The organism is Streptomyces phaeofaciens (assembly GCF_014648915.1).
Classification (GTDB): Bacteria; Actinomycetota; Actinomycetes; order Streptomycetales; family Streptomycetaceae; genus Streptomyces; species Streptomyces phaeofaciens.
Genome location: NZ_BMSA01000014.1, coordinates 60,110 through 77,630, shown reverse-complemented (window position 1 = coordinate 77,630; position 17,521 = coordinate 60,110). Strand labels below are relative to the sequence as shown.

At 73.2% G+C, this 17,521-nt stretch carries 18 protein-coding genes; 8 read left to right on the top strand and 10 right to left on the bottom strand.

The genetic code is table 11. From position 1 onward, the window contains the following. Positions 1-18: 18 nt before the first annotated feature. The 4 genes from IE275_RS23330 to IE275_RS23315 all read right to left on the bottom strand — a co-directional run bounded on the left by IE275_RS23330 (position 19) and on the right by IE275_RS23315 (position 3,436). A complete protein-coding gene (locus IE275_RS23330; protein ID WP_189713320.1) occupies positions 19-174 on the bottom strand; it encodes a hypothetical protein in 156 nt (51 codons plus the stop codon). 248 nt (positions 175-422) lie between these two features. After that, on the bottom strand, positions 423-1,088 hold the full coding sequence (locus IE275_RS23325; RefSeq protein WP_189713319.1) for a pyridoxine/pyridoxamine 5'-phosphate oxidase: 666 nt from the start codon (positions 1,086-1,088) through the stop codon (positions 423-425). Between the two features lie 71 nt (positions 1,089-1,159). Continuing rightward, positions 1,160-2,122 (bottom strand): expansin EXLX1 family cellulose-binding protein, encoded by a 963-nt coding sequence (locus tag IE275_RS23320; protein WP_189713318.1) that lies wholly within the window; start codon positions 2,120-2,122, stop codon positions 1,160-1,162. A gap of 132 nt (positions 2,123-2,254) precedes the next feature. Further along, positions 2,255-3,436 carry a thiolase C-terminal domain-containing protein gene (locus IE275_RS23315; RefSeq protein WP_189713317.1) on the bottom strand — a complete coding sequence of 394 codons (1,182 nt, stop codon included), beginning with the start codon at positions 3,434-3,436 and terminating at the stop codon, positions 2,255-2,257. A 113-nt stretch (positions 3,437-3,549) separates the two neighbouring features. Between IE275_RS23315 and IE275_RS23310 the strand changes: the two genes are divergently transcribed. Both IE275_RS23310 and IE275_RS23305 read left to right on the top strand, forming a co-directional pair. Then, positions 3,550-4,734, top strand: a complete 1,185-nt coding sequence (locus IE275_RS23310) for an acyl-CoA dehydrogenase family protein (RefSeq protein ID WP_189713316.1) — start codon at positions 3,550-3,552, stop codon at positions 4,732-4,734. Further along, positions 4,731-5,201 (top strand): nitroreductase family deazaflavin-dependent oxidoreductase, encoded by a 471-nt coding sequence (locus IE275_RS23305; RefSeq protein WP_189713315.1) that lies wholly within the window; start codon positions 4,731-4,733, stop codon positions 5,199-5,201. The genes IE275_RS23310 and IE275_RS23305 overlap by 4 nt, the downstream gene beginning before the upstream one ends. A 42-nt stretch (positions 5,202-5,243) precedes the next feature. On the opposite strand, the gene IE275_RS23300 is transcribed toward IE275_RS23305, so the two are convergent. Continuing rightward, positions 5,244-5,858 carry a LysE family translocator gene (locus IE275_RS23300; RefSeq protein WP_189713314.1) on the bottom strand — a complete coding sequence of 205 codons (615 nt, stop codon included), beginning with the start codon at positions 5,856-5,858 and terminating at the stop codon, positions 5,244-5,246. Between the two features lie 82 nt (positions 5,859-5,940). Between IE275_RS23300 and IE275_RS23295 the strand changes: the two genes are divergently transcribed. Further along, entirely contained in the window at positions 5,941-6,393 is a 453-nt protein-coding gene (locus IE275_RS23295; RefSeq protein ID WP_189713313.1) for an Lrp/AsnC family transcriptional regulator, read from the top strand. A gap of 201 nt (positions 6,394-6,594) precedes the next feature. Here the strand turns inward: IE275_RS23295 and IE275_RS23290 are convergent, their stop codons facing one another. Beyond that, the gene (locus tag IE275_RS23290; RefSeq protein ID WP_189713470.1) at positions 6,595-7,230 is read right to left on the bottom strand and encodes a TetR family transcriptional regulator; all 636 of its coding nucleotides are present in this window, start codon (positions 7,228-7,230) and stop codon (positions 6,595-6,597) included. A 134-nt stretch (positions 7,231-7,364) separates the two neighbouring features. Between IE275_RS23290 and kbpA the strand changes: the two genes are divergently transcribed. The 3 genes from kbpA (at position 7,365) to IE275_RS23275 (ending at position 11,409) form a co-directional block, all read left to right on the top strand. Further along, positions 7,365-8,123 carry an AfsK-binding protein KbpA gene (gene kbpA / locus IE275_RS23285; RefSeq protein WP_189713312.1) on the top strand — a complete coding sequence of 253 codons (759 nt, stop codon included), beginning with the start codon at positions 7,365-7,367 and terminating at the stop codon, positions 8,121-8,123. A gap of 190 nt (positions 8,124-8,313) precedes the next feature. After that, positions 8,314-10,692, top strand: a complete 2,379-nt coding sequence (gene afsK / locus IE275_RS23280) for a protein serine/threonine kinase AfsK (protein ID WP_189713311.1) — start codon at positions 8,314-8,316, stop codon at positions 10,690-10,692. A 174-nt stretch (positions 10,693-10,866) separates the two neighbouring features. Continuing rightward, positions 10,867-11,409: a hypothetical protein gene (locus tag IE275_RS23275; RefSeq protein WP_189713310.1), complete on the top strand. Its 543-nt coding sequence runs from the start codon at positions 10,867-10,869 to the stop codon at positions 11,407-11,409. 171 nt (positions 11,410-11,580) lie between these two features. On the opposite strand, the gene IE275_RS23270 is transcribed toward IE275_RS23275, so the two are convergent. Genes IE275_RS23270 through IE275_RS23260 form a run of 3 tightly spaced genes read right to left on the bottom strand, consistent with a single transcriptional unit; the run spans position 11,581 to position 13,928 of the window. Further along, positions 11,581-12,354 (bottom strand): enoyl-CoA hydratase/isomerase family protein, encoded by a 774-nt coding sequence (locus IE275_RS23270; RefSeq protein ID WP_189713309.1) that lies wholly within the window; start codon positions 12,352-12,354, stop codon positions 11,581-11,583. Beyond that, the gene (locus tag IE275_RS23265; protein WP_189713308.1) at positions 12,351-12,767 is read right to left on the bottom strand and encodes a Zn-ribbon domain-containing OB-fold protein; all 417 of its coding nucleotides are present in this window, start codon (positions 12,765-12,767) and stop codon (positions 12,351-12,353) included. The genes IE275_RS23270 and IE275_RS23265 overlap by 4 nt, the downstream gene beginning before the upstream one ends. A gap of 3 nt (positions 12,768-12,770) precedes the next feature. Further along, positions 12,771-13,928, bottom strand: a complete 1,158-nt coding sequence (locus tag IE275_RS23260; RefSeq protein WP_189713307.1) for a lipid-transfer protein — start codon at positions 13,926-13,928, stop codon at positions 12,771-12,773. 116 nt (positions 13,929-14,044) lie between these two features. Between IE275_RS23260 and IE275_RS23255 the strand changes: the two genes are divergently transcribed. Then, complete coding sequence (locus IE275_RS23255) at positions 14,045-15,628, top strand: FadD3 family acyl-CoA ligase (protein WP_189713469.1); 1,584 nt, start codon at positions 14,045-14,047, stop codon at positions 15,626-15,628. Positions 15,629-15,655: 27 nt separating this feature from the next. Then, positions 15,656-17,110, top strand: a complete 1,455-nt coding sequence (argG, locus tag IE275_RS23250; RefSeq protein ID WP_189713306.1) for an argininosuccinate synthase — start codon at positions 15,656-15,658, stop codon at positions 17,108-17,110. A gap of 123 nt (positions 17,111-17,233) precedes the next feature. Here the strand turns inward: argG and IE275_RS23245 are convergent, their stop codons facing one another. After that, the gene (locus tag IE275_RS23245) at positions 17,234-17,419 is read right to left on the bottom strand and encodes a hypothetical protein (RefSeq protein WP_189713305.1); all 186 of its coding nucleotides are present in this window, start codon (positions 17,417-17,419) and stop codon (positions 17,234-17,236) included. Positions 17,420-17,521: the final 102 nt, after the last annotated feature.

Below are 17,521 nucleotides of genomic sequence, written 5' to 3'. Positions count from 1 at the left end.
GGCCCGTGCGCCGGCCGGTCAGGGCGGCGGGCAGCCGCCCTCGTGCCGGGCCGGCCGGCCCAGGAGCCGTCCGGCCTCCTCGGGGGTGAGCGGCACGGACGGCGGTCCCTCGGCGGTCGGCAGGGCGTACAGGCGGCGGCACGCCCCGTCCTCGTCGGGGAAGCGCTCCAGCACCGTGCGTACGTCCCGCTGCCGGACGCCGACGACCCAGTCGCCCGACGAGAAGGGAGCCGGCGAGTCCGGCTGTCGCGGCCAGGCCCGCGCACCATCGACGGAATGTCACTGATACCCCCGTGGGATGCGTCGCCGGGGCGTAAATGCCCTGAATCATCACAGAAGTCCGGTAACGGGGCGGCAACCGGGAAGGGCCGAACGGCCGTACCCGCGCCGCACGCCCCCGTGCCCGGCGCCCTGTCGGTGGCCTACGGCCACAGCAGCCCGCGCGTCCAGCCGTCCTCCTGCCGGCGGTAGCTCAGTCGCACGTGACGGCGTTGCGGGTCCCCCTGGAAGAACTCCGCCTCGTCCGGGTGCAGGTGGTACAGGGTCCAGGTCTCGGACTCCGCCGTGGGGTTCTCCTGGGCGTGCCGCCAGGCCGCCTCCGAGGTGTGCGCCAGTTCCTCCAGCGAGGTCAGGGGCTCGCTCTGGCGGCCGGTCAGCGCCGCGGCCAGGGCGCCCGTCGAGCGGGCGTGCAGATCGGCCTGGGCCGCTCGGGCGGGCGCGACGGCGACCGGGCCGCGGACACGGACCTGGCGGCCCAGCGCCGGCCAGTAGAAGGTGAGGGCCGCGTACCGGCGGGCGGCGAGCTGGCGGCCCTTGCGGCTCGTGGCGTGGGTCCCGAAGGACCAGCCGTCCGCGTCCGCGCCGTGCAGCATCACGATCCGGGCGTCCGGGAGGCCGTCCTCGTCCGTCGTCGCCAGCGTCATGGTGTGCGGCTCGCGCTCGCCCGCCGCCACCGCCTCCGCGAACCACTCCGTGAAGAGGGCCAGCGGGGTCCCGGGCGCCGACGCCGGGTCGAAGGGGCGCAACTCCGTCGCCTCCGGGGCCCACACCCGCAGCGACCTCAGCAGCTCATGAAGATCCGTAGCCATGACAGGAGTATCCCGAGTGTCCGGCGCGGGGCGGTGCCGGGCCACCGGCCGTCGGCGCCGGGCGACCGCGATCAGTGCCGGGCGAACTGCACGCCCGTCCCCTGCACCGCTTCCGCCCGTACCGGGAGCCCGGACACCGTCAGCCGCTCCCCGTAGATGTCCGTCAGCCTGATCGTGCCCCCGCAGCCGGTGCCCTGCTCGGAGAGGAAGTAGTTGTACTCCGCGCGCGGGAGGCCGATCCACGCGCCGGCGCTCGTGCGGACCTCCAGGCGGGCCAGCGGGTTGCGGTGGCCGATCGCCTGGATACCGCACCAGTACCGGGTGGAGCCCGTCTTGTAGCGGATCGAGACCGTGTCGGACGTCGCCGGGCTCAGCAGGCTCCAGCTGATCGCGATCCGGCCCGCCGAGAGCGGGGCCAGCTTGGCGAACGCCTGGCGGCCGAGGTCCAGTTGGCCAGCCTGGCAGGGCGCCGGGCACTCGTTCGTGATGCGGACCGTGAGGGACTTGCCGCCCGCCCGGACCAGCACGTACGCCCCGCACGCCTTCGACGTCTCGTAGTCCGCGGTGTTCATCGCCGCGGTCATCACGTCGGCGGTCGGGCCGAAGGAGCAGGCGCCGTCGCCGTCGCCGAGGTCGTAGGAGGTGGCCACGCCCCGGTAGGTGGTGCCGGGGCGGATACGGCCGGCCAGTGCGCCCGCGGCCGCCGCCTGCGGTGTGCTCCTCGCGGAGGGACGGGCCGACGGCGTGGTCGGGGTCGCCGAGGGGGTCGTGCTCGCCTCGGCCGTCGGGCTCGGCTTCCGGGACGCCGACGGCTTCGGGGACGGTGACGCCGCTGCCGCCGTCGGCGACCCGCTCGCGCCCGCCCCGGCCACCGGCGCGACCTTGTCCGGGCCGTCGCCCGTGCCGCCGTCGGGGCGCAGGGCCACCACCAGGGACACGACGAGCGCCACGGCGGCCACGGCCACCACGGCGACGACCGGGGTACGGGCGGTGCGCCGCTCGGGGCGGGCGCGGCGGTGCGAGGAGGAGGGCACGGAGGAATCCTTACGCGGTTCGGCGGAGCACGTCCGGCAAAGCTTCGGACTCGTCGGTCGTCGCCGGACGCGAAAAGGTTGCCGTCCTCCGGCCGGCGATCACTTTTTCCCGCCGACCACCTCTCGCGTCCGTCACTCCCGCCCCAGCACCACCGTCCCCGACGAGCAGAACCACCCGCCGGTCCCGGACGCCACCCCCAGGCGCGGCAACCCGCCGTCCGCGCGCCGCACCTGCCGTTCCCCCGCCTCGCCGCGCAGTTGCCGTACCGCCTCCACCAGCAGGAACAGGCCCCGCATCCCGGGGTGCTGGGCCGAGAGGCCGCCCCCGTCCGTGTTGACCGGCAGCTCGCCGCCCGCCACCCGGAGCCGCCCCTTCTCCACGAACGCCCCGCCTTCGCCCTTCGCGCAGAAGCCCAGGTCCTCCAGGGTCACCAGCGTCATGTAGGTGAACGCGTCGTAGATCTCCGCGAAGTCCATCTCGTCCGGCCGCACCCCGGCCCGCGCGAACGCCGACCGCCCGCCGACCGCCGCCGGGGACACCGTGAAGTCCTCCCACTCCGACATGCTCGCGTGCGAGACGTGCTCGCCGGTGCCGAGGATCCAGACGGGGGCCGTACGGCAGTCCCGTACGTACTCCTCGGCCGCCAGCAGGACCGCCGCGCCGCCGTCCGAGCGGATGCAGCAGTGGAGCTTCGTGAACGGGTCGGCGATCATCGGGCCGGACAGGACGTCGTCCACCGTCACCGGGTCGCGGAACATCGCCTCCGGGTTGAGGGCCGCGTTCGCCCTGGCCTGGACCGCCACCTCCGCCAACTGCTCGATGGTCGTGCCGAACCGGAGCATGTGGCGGCGGGCGGCCATCGCGTACTTGGCGACCAGTGTGTGGCCGTAGGGCACCTCGAACTGGAGCGGGCCGCGCCCGCCGAAGGCGAACGTGCCCGTGCGCCGGCCCGCCCGGATGTCCGCGCGGGCCGTGGAGCCGTAGACCAGCAGGACGGCGTTCGCGTGGCCGGCCGCGATCGCGTCGGCCGCGTGCGCCGCCATGACCTCCCAGGTCGAGCCGCCGACCGAGGTGGAGTCCACCCAGGTGGGGCGCAGGCCCAGGTAGTCGGCCACCTCGACGGGGGCCAGGGTGCCGAGGCCGGCGGAGGCGAAACCGTCCACCAGCGACCGGTCCAGGCCCGCGTCCGCCAGCGCGCGGCGGGCCGCCTGGGCGTGCAGGGCGTACGGGGTGGTGTCGGCCACGCGGCCGCAGTCGGAGAGGGCCACGCCGACCACGGCCACCTTGCGGTTCCCAGGGTTCCCTCGAGCCATGAATCTGACGCTACATCAGATACGGGGAGGGCGGCAGGTGCCGTACGCCTGGGCATTCCCGTTCGTCCGGCCTAATATGACGGACCGTCAGATCCGGAGGGAGTGTGCCCGCCATGGACCCCAGTTTCACCGCCGAGCAGGACGAGATCCGCCGCACGCTGCGGGAACTGCTCCACAAACGCTGCGGCCCCGAGGAGCTGCGGGCCGCCCTGGACACCCCCGCCGGGCACGACCCCGCCCTGTGGACCGCCCTCGCCGACCGGCTCGGCCTCCCCGGGCTCGCCCTCCCGGAGACGTACGGCGGGATCGGCTGCCCGGTCACCGACCTCGCCCTCGCCGCCGAGGAGACCGGCCGGGCGCTCGCCCCCTCCCCGTTCCTCGCGACGTCCGTCCTCGCCGCGCCGCTGATCCTCGCCCTCGGCACCGACGCCCAGCGCGCCGACCTGCTGCCGCGTATCGCCGAGGGCCGCCTGACCGCCGCCCTCGCCGTCCCGGCACCGCACCTGACCACCGCCCTCGCCCTCGGCGGCGCGAACGACGGCGACTGGGCCGGGGGCGGCCGGGCCGGCGGGGTCCAGGCCCGCCGCGCCGGGGACGGCTGGCAGCTGTACGGGGAGGCCGCGCAGGTGCTCGACGGGCACAGCGCCGCCCTGCTGGTCGTCGCCGCCCACACCGGCGGGTTCGTACGGTCGCGGGCGCTGCTGTTCCTGGTCCGGCCGGACGCCCCGGGGCTCGTCCGGCAGCGGCAGACCGCCCTCGACCCCACCCGGCCGCAGGGGCGCGTCCAGCTCCGGCAGGTGGCCGCCGAGCTGCTGGGGAACGAGGACGCGGACGTCGCCGGCGCGCTGTCCCGGACCGGGGACCGTGCCGCCGCCGTGCTCGCCTGCGAGGCCGTCGGGGCCGCCGGGCGGGCGCTGGAGCGGACCGTGGAGTACGTCGGGCGGCGGGAGCAGTTCGGACGGGCCATCGGGTCCTTCCAGGCCGTCCAGCACCGGCTGGCCGATGTGTACGTGACGGTGCAGGCGGCCCGGTCCGCCGCCTACTACGCCGCCTGGGCGGCCGGCCGCGGCGAGCGGGCCGGCGGGCTGGCGCTCGCCCAGGCACTGGAGGCGCTGCGGACCGCCGCCGGGGAGGCGGTCCAGCTGCACGGCGGCATCGGCTTCACCTGGGAGCACGAGGCCCACCTGTACTTCAAGCGGGCCGCGGGCGACGAGCTGCTGTTCGGGCCGGTCCACCGGCTGCGCGCCCACGCGGCCGACGAGGCCGGACTCTTCGAGCGTACGGAGGTGGCGGTGTGATCGGCGTCCGCGTGGTGCAGAAGATCTCCTCGACCCGGACCTTCGCGAAGGTCGCCCCGCACGTCGTTCCCGCGCTCGACCGGGCCGTGCACCGGCTCACCCGGGGAAAGGTGCTGCTCAGCGCCCAGATGCTGCCGGGGGTGATCCTCACCTCGACCGGAGCGCGAAGCGGGCTGCCGCGGCGGACACCGCTGGCCTGCATGCCCGAGTCCGACGGTCACGGCTGGATCCTCGTCGGCTCCAACTTCGGCCGTACGGGGCACCCGGCCTGGACCGCGAACCTGCTCGCCCACCCCGCCGCCGAGATCAACTGGAAGGGTGCCGACATCCCGGTGACGGCCCGGCTGCTGACGGGGGAGGAGCGGGGGGCCGTATGGAAGGAACTGCTCGCGTTCTGGCCGCCGTACGCCACGTACCAGGCGCGGGTGGAACGGGAGATACGGCTGTTCCGGATCTCCCGCGGATGAGGCCGTGTCCTTGAGGCGGGCCTCGGCCGGCCCGGGGCCTTTCTAGAACGCCCGCTGGATCAGCAGAAACGCCCCGATGCCCAGCATCGCCGCGCCGGAGGTCCGGGTCACCGCGCGGGCCGCCGCCGGGCGGGCGCCCAGGAGGGCGCGGGCCAGGACGCCCACCGTGAGGTAGACGGCCGCGCAGCACGCCATGTGCAGCAGCCCGAGGGCGGCCGTCTGGGCGGCGATGGGCAGGTGTCCCTCTCCCGATGCCAGGAACTGCGGCAGGACGGAGAGGTAGAGGAGCAGCCCCTTCGGGTTCAGGCCACTGATCGTGGCGCCCCGCAGGAAGACCCGTACCCCGCCCGCCGTGACCGCCTCGCCCGCCCCCGGCACCCCCGGCCGCCGCAGCACGCTCCACCCCAGCCACACCAGGTACGCCGCGCCCGCCACCGTCAGCACGGTCAGGAGGGCCGGGGAACCGGCCACCAGAACCGCGAGGCCCGCCGTCGCGAGCGCCGTGTGCAGGGCGTAGCCGCTCACCAGTCCGGCCACCGCGGCGCCCACCGAGCGGCCGCGCAGCCCGGCGGAGATCACATACGCCCAGTCGGCGCCCGGTATGCAGACCAGCAGCAGGTCGACGGCGAGGAAGGAGAGGAGGGTTCCGGAGTCCATGATGGTGACATTAGGCGTGATGTGGCCAAAAGTGTTCCCGATGTTTTCCCGAAACGGGGAATACTGAGGGAAGATCTGCCTCATGGACGACGTGGACCGGAAGATTCTTGCCGAACTTCAGCAGGACGGGCGGCTGACCGTGACCGAGCTGGCCGCGCGGGTGCGCCTCAGCGTCTCGCCGTGCCACCGCCGGCTGCGCGAGCTGGAGCGGTCCGGGGCGATCAGCGGCTACCGGGCGGTGGTGGAGCCGACGGCCGTCGGGCTGGCCTTCGAGGCGCTGGTCTTCGTGTCCATGCGGCAGGAGGACCGGGACACGGTCGTCGAGTTCGAGCGGGCGGTCGGTGAGGTGGAGCACGTTCTGGACGCCCAGCGGCTGTTCGGGGAGCCCGACTATCTGCTGCGGGTGGCCACCGCCGACCTCGCGGCCTTCCAGCGGCTGTACGACGAGCGGCTCGCGACCCTGCCCGGGGTGCAACGGCTGACGTCCACGCTGGTGATGAAGCACGTGGTCAAGGACCGCCCGCTGCCCGCCTGAGCCCCTCCCCGTCCGGGCCCCTCCCCGTCCGGGCCCCTCCCCGTCCGGGCGCCTTCCCGTCCGGGCGTCATCCGGCCCGACGGCCTTCCCGTCTCGGTCCGTTGCCCGCACAGCGCGGCAGGCGGCGGCCACCCGAAGGTGAACCGCCGCCTGCCAGACAGGACTTGAGCGTGGGAGCAAAGGGGTGTGCGGGTGTGCGGGCTACTTCGTCGGCTTCTTGCCGGTGATGCCCAGGTGCACCAACAGCGCCAGGTTCGGCTTCAGTTCAGCCTGCTTGACGCCCCACGTCTGGAAGCCCTTCTGGTGCGAGGCGACGGCCGCGAGCATCGCGACGAGCGAACCGGCGATCGCGGCCGGGTTCACGTCCTTGTCGACCCTGCCCTTGGCCTGGAGCTCGGTGACCGCGTCCACCAGGGAGTTGTTCACCGAGTTCAGGATCTTCATACGGAGCTTGTAGAAGCGCTTGTCGCCCTCGGCCGCGCCGAGGTCGACCACGCGAAGGATCGCGTCGTTCCTCTTCCAGAACTCCAGGAACCCGTCGACGAGTTCCTGTGCCGTCTGCCAGCCGGCCTTGCCGACCCAGGACCGGCCTTCCAGTACCTCGGTCAACCCGGCGCCCTCGGCGGCCATTTGCTCGGCGATCTCCAGGACGGCGCCCTCGACGTCCGGGAAGTACTGGTAGAAGGTCGCGGGCGAAGTGCCCGCCTTCCGGGCGACGTCGATGACCTTGACGTCGCGGTACGGAGAAGAGCTGAGCATCTCGCTGAGGCAGTCCAGCAGCTTCTGCCGCGTCGCCTGCCCGCGCCGACCGGCCACGCGGCCGTCGACGGTACGCACTTGTCCTGTCATGCCGTCAGCTTACCGAGGGGTGATCGGAGCGCGATTCGGCCGACTGCAAATGGGGTGCGCGGGGGTGCGGAGACGGGTGTGCCTGGTCTGCGGGCTGCGTGAACCGCCGTTAGTTTGGCTGCATGGCCGAAAACAGGGCATCGGTGTACACAGGGGGTTACCCGGCGGGATACCCCGAGGGCGTCCCCTGCTGGGTGGACGCGCAACTCCCCGACGTGGACGCGGGCAGGCGGTTCTACGGTGAGCTCTTCGGGTGGACCTTCGAGGACGCCACCGCGTCCTCGGTGTGGGCCCGGCTGGACGGGGCGGTCGTGGCCGCGCTCGCCCACAAGACGGACGGCCGGATGCCCACCGTCTGGACGGTGTACTTCGCCACCCCGGACGCGGCGGCCACCACCCGGCGGATCCGGGCGGCCGGCGGGCAGGTGGTGATGGCCCCGTTCCCGGTGGACGGCCTGGGCACCGCCGCCCTCGCCGCCGACCCCGAGGGGGCCGTCTTCGGCCTCTGGCAGGCGGGCCCGCCCCCCGGCGGACACTCCGGCTTCGGCATCCGCCACACCCCCGGCACCTTCGCCTGGGCGCAGCTGTACGCCCGGGACACCGAGGCCGCCAACACCTTCTACGGCCATCTCTTCCACGAGGCCCTCTTCGGGCCCGGGGCCGAGCCCGACTTCGGCCGGGCGCCCGTCGGGGACGTCTTCGCGGACGTCATGCCGCCGCACTTCCTCGTCCACTTCGGGGTGCAGGACTGCGAGGCGGCCGTCGGGGCGGTGACCCGGCTCGGCGGGCGGGTCCAGGCGGGTCCGTTCGACGCCTCGTACGGCACGGTGGCCGTCGTCACGGACAATCAGGGGGCGTCGTTCGCGCTGCTCCAGCGCTGATCGGTGTGCGTGACGTACACGATTGCCCGCATATGAAATGAGACACCCCGATTGCCCCCGGGTTCGCAACCGGCCGCCCGGCCAGGAAGAATCGGGGTGCGTGCCGCCATGGCGGTGCGGTGGTGAGACGCTGCACGGGGCCCGTGTACACAAGTGGGTGACAGGGCTCGTACGGGGAGGTGGCAGGCAAGTGGTGGATCAGCTGACGCAGCACGATCCGCGGCGGATCGGGCCGTTCGAGGTGCTGGGACGGCTGGGTGCCGGCGGCATGGGGCTGGTCTATCTGGCACGCTCGGCGTCCGGACGGCGCGTGGCGATCAAGACGGTCCGCACCGAGCTGGCCGAGGACCAGCTCTTCCGTGTGCGCTTCACGCGCGAGGTGGAGGCGGCCCGGGCGGTCTCCGGCTTCTACACGGCCGCGGTCGTCGACGCCGATCCGCGTGCCGCGGTGCCCTGGCTGGCCACGGCCTATGTGCCCGCGCCCTCCCTCGAAGAAATAGTGAACGAGTGCGGGCCGATGCCGGCCCAGGCGGTGCGCTGGCTGGCGGCGGGTGTCGCGGAGGCGCTCCAGTCGATCCACGGCGCCGGGCTCGTCCACCGTGACCTCAAGCCGTCGAACGTCCTCGTCGTCGAGGACGGCCCCCGGGTGATCGACTTCGGTATCGCGTCCGGCGTCTCGAACACACGTTTGACGATGACGAACGTGGCTGTCGGCACGCCCGCCTACATGTCCCCCGAACAGGCCAAGGACTCCCGGAGCGTCACCGGCGCCAGCGATGTCTTCTCGCTCGGCTCGATGCTCGTCTTCGCCGCCACCGGCCATCCGCCGTTCCACGGCGCCAACCCGGTCGAGACGGTCTTCATGCTGCTGCGCGAGGGCCCTGACCTGGAGGGCCTGCCGGACGAGCTGCGGCCGCTCATCGAGTCCTGTATGCAGATGGAGGCGACGGGCCGCCCCAACCCGGCCGACCTCCAGGCCCAGCTCGCCCCCCATCTCTTCGGCTCCGGCTCCGACGACAGCGGTACGGCGTCGGCGTGGCTGCCCGAGAAGGCCGTCACCCTCATCGAGACCCGCCGCGGCGGCCTGAGGCCGGTCAAGCCGGCCCCCGTGAGCCCGCGCAGCGGCGGCGGAGGCGGCGGAGTGGGCATGGCCCGCCCGGCCGTACCGCCCCCGCCGTCCCACGACCCGGTCGTCCCGTCCCCGCCGGTGCCCGCGCCCGCCGTGGTCGGTGCCCCCGACACCGGTCCCGTCCGGCTGGTCGGCGCGGCCGTGCCGATCGGGCCCGGCCCGCGCGTCGCCGACGTACGCGCCACCGCCGCCGTGAAGGCCCCCGTGCCCGAGCCCGGCCTGGTCGCCTCCTGGACCCGGATCGGCCAGGGCGCCAACGGCGTCAACACCGCCCTCCCGGCCACGCAGAGCGGCCCCCCGGAGACCCCGGCGGGCTGGCGTCCGTGGCGCTTCCGCATGTCCAACGACGTGTGGGGGACCCCGGCGGTCGCGGGCGACCTCGTCTACGTCACCTCCTTCGAGGTGCACGCCCTGGACGTGGCCACCGGCCGGCGCCGCTTCAAGACGCGGGACGTGGCCTGGTCGATGGCGGTCGCCGACGGCCGGGTGCACGCCTCCGACGGCCCCACGCTCTTCGCCCTGGAGGCCCGTGAGGGCGCCGATCTGTGGCGCCTCCAGACGGACGCCTGGGTGTACTCCCTCAAGGCCGAGCGGGGCACGGTCATCACCGGCACGCGCGGTGGCGGGGTCCAGGCCTGGGAGGCCTCCAGCGGCCAGAAGCTGTGGGAGATCTCCGGCTGCCAGACCGACTTCGAGTCCCCCGAGGCGGGTCCCGCGCTGCACGACGGCACGGTCTACGTCTGGCAGGACGCCCGGCTCAGAGCCCTGGACGCCCGAACGGGTGAGGAGCGCTGGGCGTACCCCATCGGCGACGCGGCGTCCTGCGGTGGCGTCCCGGTCCGTGTCACGCCCGCCCCCGACGGTTACGTCTATCTCTCGGCCGGCACCCGGGTGCTCGCCGTGGACGTGGCGAGCGGCATGGTGCGCTGGCACTTCGAGGCCCCGGCGGTCTTCCTGTCCCCGCCGGCGTTCGTCCCGGGCCCCGCGGTGACCGGCGGCGGCGTGTACCTGGCCGACTACCTCGGCACGGTGTACGCCCTCGACGCCGTCGACGGCCGCGACCGCTGGCGGATCGCGACCGAGGCGCGGGCCTCCATCGACCCGGTGCTGGTGGCGGCGGGCCATGTCCACGTCGGCAGCGGCAAGGGCCTGTACACCCTGGACGCGGTCACGGGCACGCCCAAGTGGCGCTTCCAGGCGGGCGGCGACATCGTGGGCGCCCCGGCGGTCGCGGAGGGCCGTATCCACTTCGGTTCCTCGGACCACCTGCTCTACACCCTCAAGGCCGACGACGGCCGGCTGCGCTGGAAGCTGGCGACCGGCGGCGAGATCACCGGCTCCCCGGTGGTCCGTGACGGCGTCGTGTACGCGTGCAGCAAGGACCGCTGCGTGTACGCGCTGGACGCGGAGAAGGGCACGGGCACGGCGCGCACCGCCTGACCCCGCGCCGATCCGGGACGGCCGTCGTGCCGGGTGCACGGAAGGGGATCCAGACGGCGGCCGTCACTACGGGGAGCGGCCTCACGGCCACCCTCACCCCCGACGCTACGCCCGGGGCGGCCCGGTGGCCAGGTGGTGACATGGCCGTGACAGGCGTTGCCTAGGGTGACGGTCATGGATCGACGGGGGAACAGACTCAGGTTCGCGGCGGTGTCGGTGCTGGTGGTCCTGGCACTGACCGGCTTCTCCACGGGCAAGAGCCGTGGGCACGACAGTGGCGACGACGGCGGGTGCAGCAGCTCCGGCCAGGACCACGACGGCTCGTCGTCGGGCGGCGGCCCGTCGAGCAGCGGCCCGTCGGCCTCGCGTGACCACGACTACGGCCTCGACGCCACCATCGACACCACCGACACCGGCGGGGGCGGTTCCGTCGCGCAGACGCCCGCGCGTACGGATGTCGCCGACATCAGGCTGGAGCGGTGCGCCACGGCGGACGTCCCGAACGCCCGGCTCTACGTCAGCAACTACAACGACACGGAAGGCGTCTTCCTTCTCCACGTCGACTTCGTGGACGCGAGCGGCGACTTCGTCGAGGAGCGGACCATGAAGGTGAAGGTGGCCGCCCGGGACTGGACGATGGTGCAGGTGAACCTGGACCCGGCCGACGCGGCGAAGGTGGACCACTGCGAAGTGGAGCCGGTGGCCAAATCCGCGTGACCACCGGTCCTAGGGGATGTCTCGCCGATCATGCCGGGCTCGCGGGGTCCGGCACCGCGCCTCGCGGCGTTGTCGTCGGTTGCCATGGCTCCGCCATGACGCCCTCCTCCGCCTTGCGATGCACGGCACCGGACCCCGCTCCCTGATCCGGCCTGATCGGCGAGACACCCCCTAGCGGATCCGGGGTTCGTTCGCCGGGCGTCCGGTGAACAGCCGCGCCTGTTCCGCCGTGGGCAGGTTGCCGAGCGCGATGAGATGCGGCGCCTGGGCGTAGGCCGCCGCCCGCGCCGCCTCCTTCGCCGCCCACAGGGCCCGTACGGTGCCCTGGACGCCCGTGGGCGGGTACCCGGCGACGACGGCCGCGCAGGCGGTGGCGGCGGTCACCGCGCCGCCCGCCTCGGTGAGTTCGGAGACCAGTCCGATCTCGTACGCCCGCCGGGCCGAGATCCGCTCGGCGGTGCCCATGAGCATCATCCGGGCGACCTCCCCGTACGGCATCCGCTGGGCCATCAGCACCGACTCGTACGCGCTGACCATGCCGTAGGTGGTGTGCGGGTCGAAGAACACGGCCCCGGTGCCGGCGACGACGAACTCGCACTCCCCGAGCAGGTAGAAGGCGCCCCCGCAGGCCATCCCCTCCACGGCGGCGACGACCGGCTTCCAGAGGTCGTTCGCCTTCGGTCCGACGGTGAGCAGCGGATCGTCCTGCATGTACGGGGACCCGGGCTGCGGGACCACGGCGTCCCGGTCCAGTCCGGTGCTGAAGGCCCGCCCGCCCGCCCCGGTGAGCACGATCGCCCGTGCGGTGTCGTCGAAGCGCAACGCCCGCCAGATCTCCCGCAGTTCACCGGCCATGGCGAGGTCGACGGCGTTGAGCCGGGCGGGCCGGTCGAGGGTGACGACGGCGACGCCGGTGTCCTTGTCGGTGTCCAGACGCACGCTCACGGCCGCTCCAGGACCCACTGCGGCAGCCCGTCCTCGGTGAAGACGGCCTGGACGCGGGCGCCGATCCGGATCCGGTCGGCCGGGAGGGAGTCGAGCCGGGCGCCCGCGTGACTGACCAGGTTCCCCACGAGCCGGATCCGGGGCGCGTCGGCGAGTTCCACGACGATCACGTTGTACGGCGCCTGGGCGGCGTAGTCGGGGAGCAGAGGCGGGTGCGGGACGACGTAGGACCAGATCCGGCCCCGGCCCGAGGTCCGCCGCCACTCGATGGCGAAGGACCGGCAGCGCGGGCAGCAGGGGCGGGGCGGGAAGCGGGGCTCCTCGCAGTCGGAGCAGGTCTGGACGCGGAGTTCGCCCTGGGCGGCGTACCGCCAGAAGGGGGCGCCGTCGGCGTCGGTGACGGGGGTCAGCACGGGTCAGCTCCTCAGCAGCAGGGCGGAGGTGGGGACGCCTTCGCCGGCGGTGACGAGGCAGGTGGCGGCGCCCGGCACCTGGGCGGTGCTGGTGCCGCGCAGCTGCTTGACGCCTTCGTTGATCAGGTTGAAGCCGTGGACGTAGGCCTCGCTGAGCCCGCCGCCGCCGGTGTTCACCGGCAGTCGGCCGCCGATCTCCAGGGCGCCGCCCTCGGTGAAGGCACCGCCCTCGCCCCGGCCGCAGAAGCCGTAGCCCTCCAGGGAGAGCGGCACGAGCGGGGTGAACGCGTCGTAGATCTGGGCGACGTCGACGTCCGAGGGGGTGAGGTCGGCGTGCTTCCACAGGTGCCGGGCCGCCGCCCAGGCCGGTCCGGTGAGGGGGTCGTCGTTCCAGTAGTTGACCATGCCGTGGTGCTGGGCGGGCAGTCCCTGGGCGGCGGAGTGCACGTACACGGGCCGGTGGCGGCAGTCGCGGGCGCGTTCACGGGAGACGATCACGCAGGCCAGCGCGCCGTCCGTCTCCAGGCAGTTGTCGTAGAGGCAGAGCGGCTCGCTGATCCAGCGGGAGGTCATGTACATCTCGCGGGTGAGCGGGCGTTCGTACATGATCGCGGCCGGGTTCTGGTTGGCCCGGTTGCGGCAGGCGAGGGCGACGTTGAAGAGGTGGTCGCGGGTGGCGCCGTACTCGTGGAGGTAGCGGCGGGCCAGCATGGCTATCTCGTCGGCGGGCCGCAGCAGGCCGAAGGGGCGGGTCCACTGGGCCGGGGTGGGGAGCTGGACGGAGGTGTTCGTCCACGGGCGGGGGCCGCTGCCGCGCTTGCGGGACCGCCAGGCGACCCCCACCGTGGCCTGCCCGGCGGCGATCGCGCCGGCCAGGTGGGCCACGGTCGCGCAGGAACCGCCGCCCCCGAAGCCGACCTTGCTGAAGAAGGTGAGGTCCCCGAAGCCGACGGCCTTGGCCAGCTCCACCTCGTCGGTCTCCTCCATCGTGTAGGAGGCGAGCGCGTCCACCTCGCCGGGCGCGATCCCGGCGTCGTCGAGGGCGGCGAGGACGGCCCGGCAGGCGAGTGTCCGCTCGTCCTCGGGAAGGTGGCGGGCGAAGGCGGTCTGGCCGATTCCGACGATCGCGGTGGCGTCCTTGATGCCTGGTCCTTCGGTCACCGTGCGCACACCTCCGAGACGGACGAGCGAGCTGACAGGTCGTCAGGCTACCGCTAATCTGACGGGTAGTCAGCTCCTGGGTTCGTCGTGGTGGGAGGCGTGCGGTGGGCGCAGAGATGGAGTGGGAGAGCATCCCGGGTCTGGTCCGCTGGGCCGCGACGCGGTACGCGGACACCGAGGCGGTGGTGGAGGGCCGCACGAGGATCTCGTACGCCGAACTCGGCGCCCGCGTCGAGCGCGCGGCGGCCGCGTGCCTGGCGAACGGGGTCGTGCCCGGCGACCGGGTGGGCATCTGGGCGCCGAACTCGCTGGACTGGATGGTCGCGGCGCTCGGCGCGGTCTCGGCGGGCGCGGTGCTGGTGCCGCTCAACACCCGGTTCAAGGGGACGGAGGCCGCGGACGTGCTGCGCCGCAGCGGGGCCGGGCTGCTCTTCGTGACCGGCACCTTCCTCGGCACGTCGTACGTGGCCTCGCTGCGGCGGGCGGCCGGGGAGGGCGCCGTGGGGGCCGGCGGCCCGCTGCCCGGGCTGCCGGCGCTGGAGCAGGTGGTCGTCCTCTCCGACGACGCCCCCGCGGACTTCCGCACCTGGAAGGACTTCCTGGCGAGCGGGGAGGGCGTGGGCGGGGCGGAGGTCCGGGCGCGGGCGGACGAGGTCCGCGCGGACTGGCCGTCGGACATCGTCTTCACCTCCGGCACGACGGGCCGGCCCAAGGGTGCGGTGATCACCCACGCGCAGACCCTGCGGGGCTACGAGATCTGGAGCGATCTGGCGGGCCTGGAGCGGGGGGACCGCTATCTGATCGTGAACCCCTTCTTCCACACCTTCGGCTACAAGGCCGGCGTGATCGCCTGTCTGATGCGGGGCGCGACGATGATCCCGCAGCCGGTGTTCAACGTGGACACGGTCCTGGCGAACCTGGCGGCGGAACGGGTGTCCGTGCTGCCCGGCCCGCCGACCCTGCACCAGTCCCTCCTCGACCACGCCTCGCGCGACGCCCACGACCTGTCGGCACTGCGGCTGGTGGTGACCGGCGCGGCCGTCGTCCCGCTGCGGCTCGTCGAGCGGCTGCGCGGCGAGCTGGGCGTGGCCACGGTCCTCACGGCGTACGGCCTCTCGGAGGCGAGCGGCATCGTCACGATGTGCCGGCGCGGCGACGACCCGTCGGTGATCGCGCACACCTCGGGCCGCGCGATCCCCGGGGTCGAGGTGCGGGTGGCGGCGCCCCCCGGCGAGCCCGGCGAGGTGCTGGTCCGCGGCTTCAACGTGATGCGCGGCTACTACGAGGACGAGGCGGCCACGGCCGAGGTACGCACGGCGGACGGCTGGCTGCGCACCGGCGACGTCGGGGTGCTGGACGGCGCGGGCAATCTGCGGATCACCGACCGGATCAAGGACATGTACATCGTCGGCGGCTTCAACGCCTACCCGGCGGAGATAGAGCAGCTGCTCGGCCTGCACCCCGACGTCATGGACGTCGCCGTCGTCGGCGTCCCGGACGCCCGGCTCGGCGAGGTGGGCAAGGCGTACGTGGTGCGGCGGGGCGGCTCGGTGCTCACCGCGGACGATCTGATCGCCTGGGCGCGGCGCGAAATGGCGAACTACAAGGTGCCGCGGGCGGTGGAGTTCCTGGGCGAGCTGCCGAGGAACGCGAGTGGGAAGGTGGTGAAGGGAGAGCTCCGCGGCACAGGCTTTGCATGATCATGCATTGTGGTGCATACTCTTCCTATGTCCAAGGTCCTCACCTCCCTTCCCACGGGGGAACGCGTCGGCATCGCCTTCTCCGGCGGCCTCGACACCTCGGTCGCGGTCGCGTGGATGCGCGACAAGGGCGCCATCCCGTGCACGTACACCGCCGACATCGGCCAGTACGACGAGCCCGACATCGCCTCCGTGCCCGGTCGCGCGAAGACCTACGGTGCCGAGATCGCGCGCCTGGTCGACTGCCGCGCGGCACTGGTCGAAGAGGGCCTGGCCGCGCTCACCTGCGGCGCGTTCCACATCCGCTCGGGCGGGCGGGCGTACTTCAACACCACCCCGCTCGGCCGCGCCGTCACCGGCACCCTGCTGGTCCGGGCCATGCTCGAGGACGACGTCCAGATCTGGGGCGACGGCTCGACCTTCAAGGGCAACGACATCGAGCGGTTCTACCGCTACGGTCTGCTCGCCAACCCGCACCTGCGGATCTACAAGCCCTGGCTGGACGCGGACTTCGTGACCGAGCTGGGCGGCCGCAAGGAGATGTCGGAGTGGCTGCTCGCCCATGAGCTGCCCTACCGGGACAGCACGGAGAAGGCGTACTCCACCGACGCCAACATCTGGGGCGCCACCCACGAGGCCAAGACGCTGGAGCACCTCGACACCGGCGTCGAGACCGTCGAGCCGATCATGGGCGTCCGGTTCTGGGACCCCTCGGTCGAGATCGCCGCCGAGGACGTGACGATCGGCTTCGAGCAGGGCCGCCCCGTGTCGATCAACGGCAAGGAGTTCGCCTCCCCCGTCGACCTGGTCATGGAGGCCAACGCCATCGGAGGCCGCCACGGCCTCGGCATGTCCGACCAGATCGAGAACCGGATCATCGAGGCCAAGAGCCGCGGCATCTACGAGGCGCCCGGCATGGCCCTGCTGCACGCGGCCTACGAGCGCCTCGTCAACGCGATCCACAACGAGGACACCCTCGCCCAGTACCACAACGAGGGCCGGCGCCTGGGCCGCCTCATGTACGAGGGCCGCTGGCTGGACCCGCAGGCCCTGATGATCCGCGAGTCGCTCCAGCGCTGGGTCGGCGCCGCCATCACCGGCGAGGTCACCCTGCGGCTGCGGCGCGGCGAGGACTACTCGATCCTCGACACCACGGGCCCCGCGTTCAGCTACCACCCGGACAAGCTGTCGATGGAGCGCACCGAGGACTCCGCGTTCGGCCCGCTGGACCGGATCGGCCAGCTCACCATGCGCAACCTCGACATCGCCGACTCGCGCGCCAAGCTGGAGCAGTACGCCGGCCTCGGCCTGATCGGCACCGGCAGCCCCGTCATCGGCGCGGCCCAGGCGGCCGCGACCGGCCTCATCGGCACCATGCCGGAGATGCCCGAGGGCGGCGCCGAGGCCATCGCCTCCCGCGGCGAGGTCGACGAGGACGACGCCCTGCTGGACCGGGCGGCGATGGAATTCGGCACGGACTGATTCCTCCCCGACACGGCGAAGGCCGCTCCGGCGCTCACTGCGCCGGGGCGGCCTTCGTACATGTTCCGGCCGCGACGGCTCCCCCTCCGAGGCGTCGCGGCCGGTCCCTGCCCGGTGAAAGGCCTACTTGCCGTCCAGACCCAGGACGGGCGGAGCGGGCGAGTGGTTCTCGAGAGTGATGATCTCGTCCCCGGTCGCCGGCGTGGCCGTCCGGGTCTCCTGCGTTGTCGGTTCGGTGAGGACCGGCGGCACAGGCGAGTGGTTCTCCATCGTGGTGATGTCGGTCGTCTGCTTCTCGGTGCTGCTCATGTTCACGCTCCCCCTGGGAGTGATGTTCAAAGTGGACCAGGCGCCCCTGACCGGCGATTCCCCCGAGTATCGCCGGTCAGAGACATGTGGTGGAGCCCACCC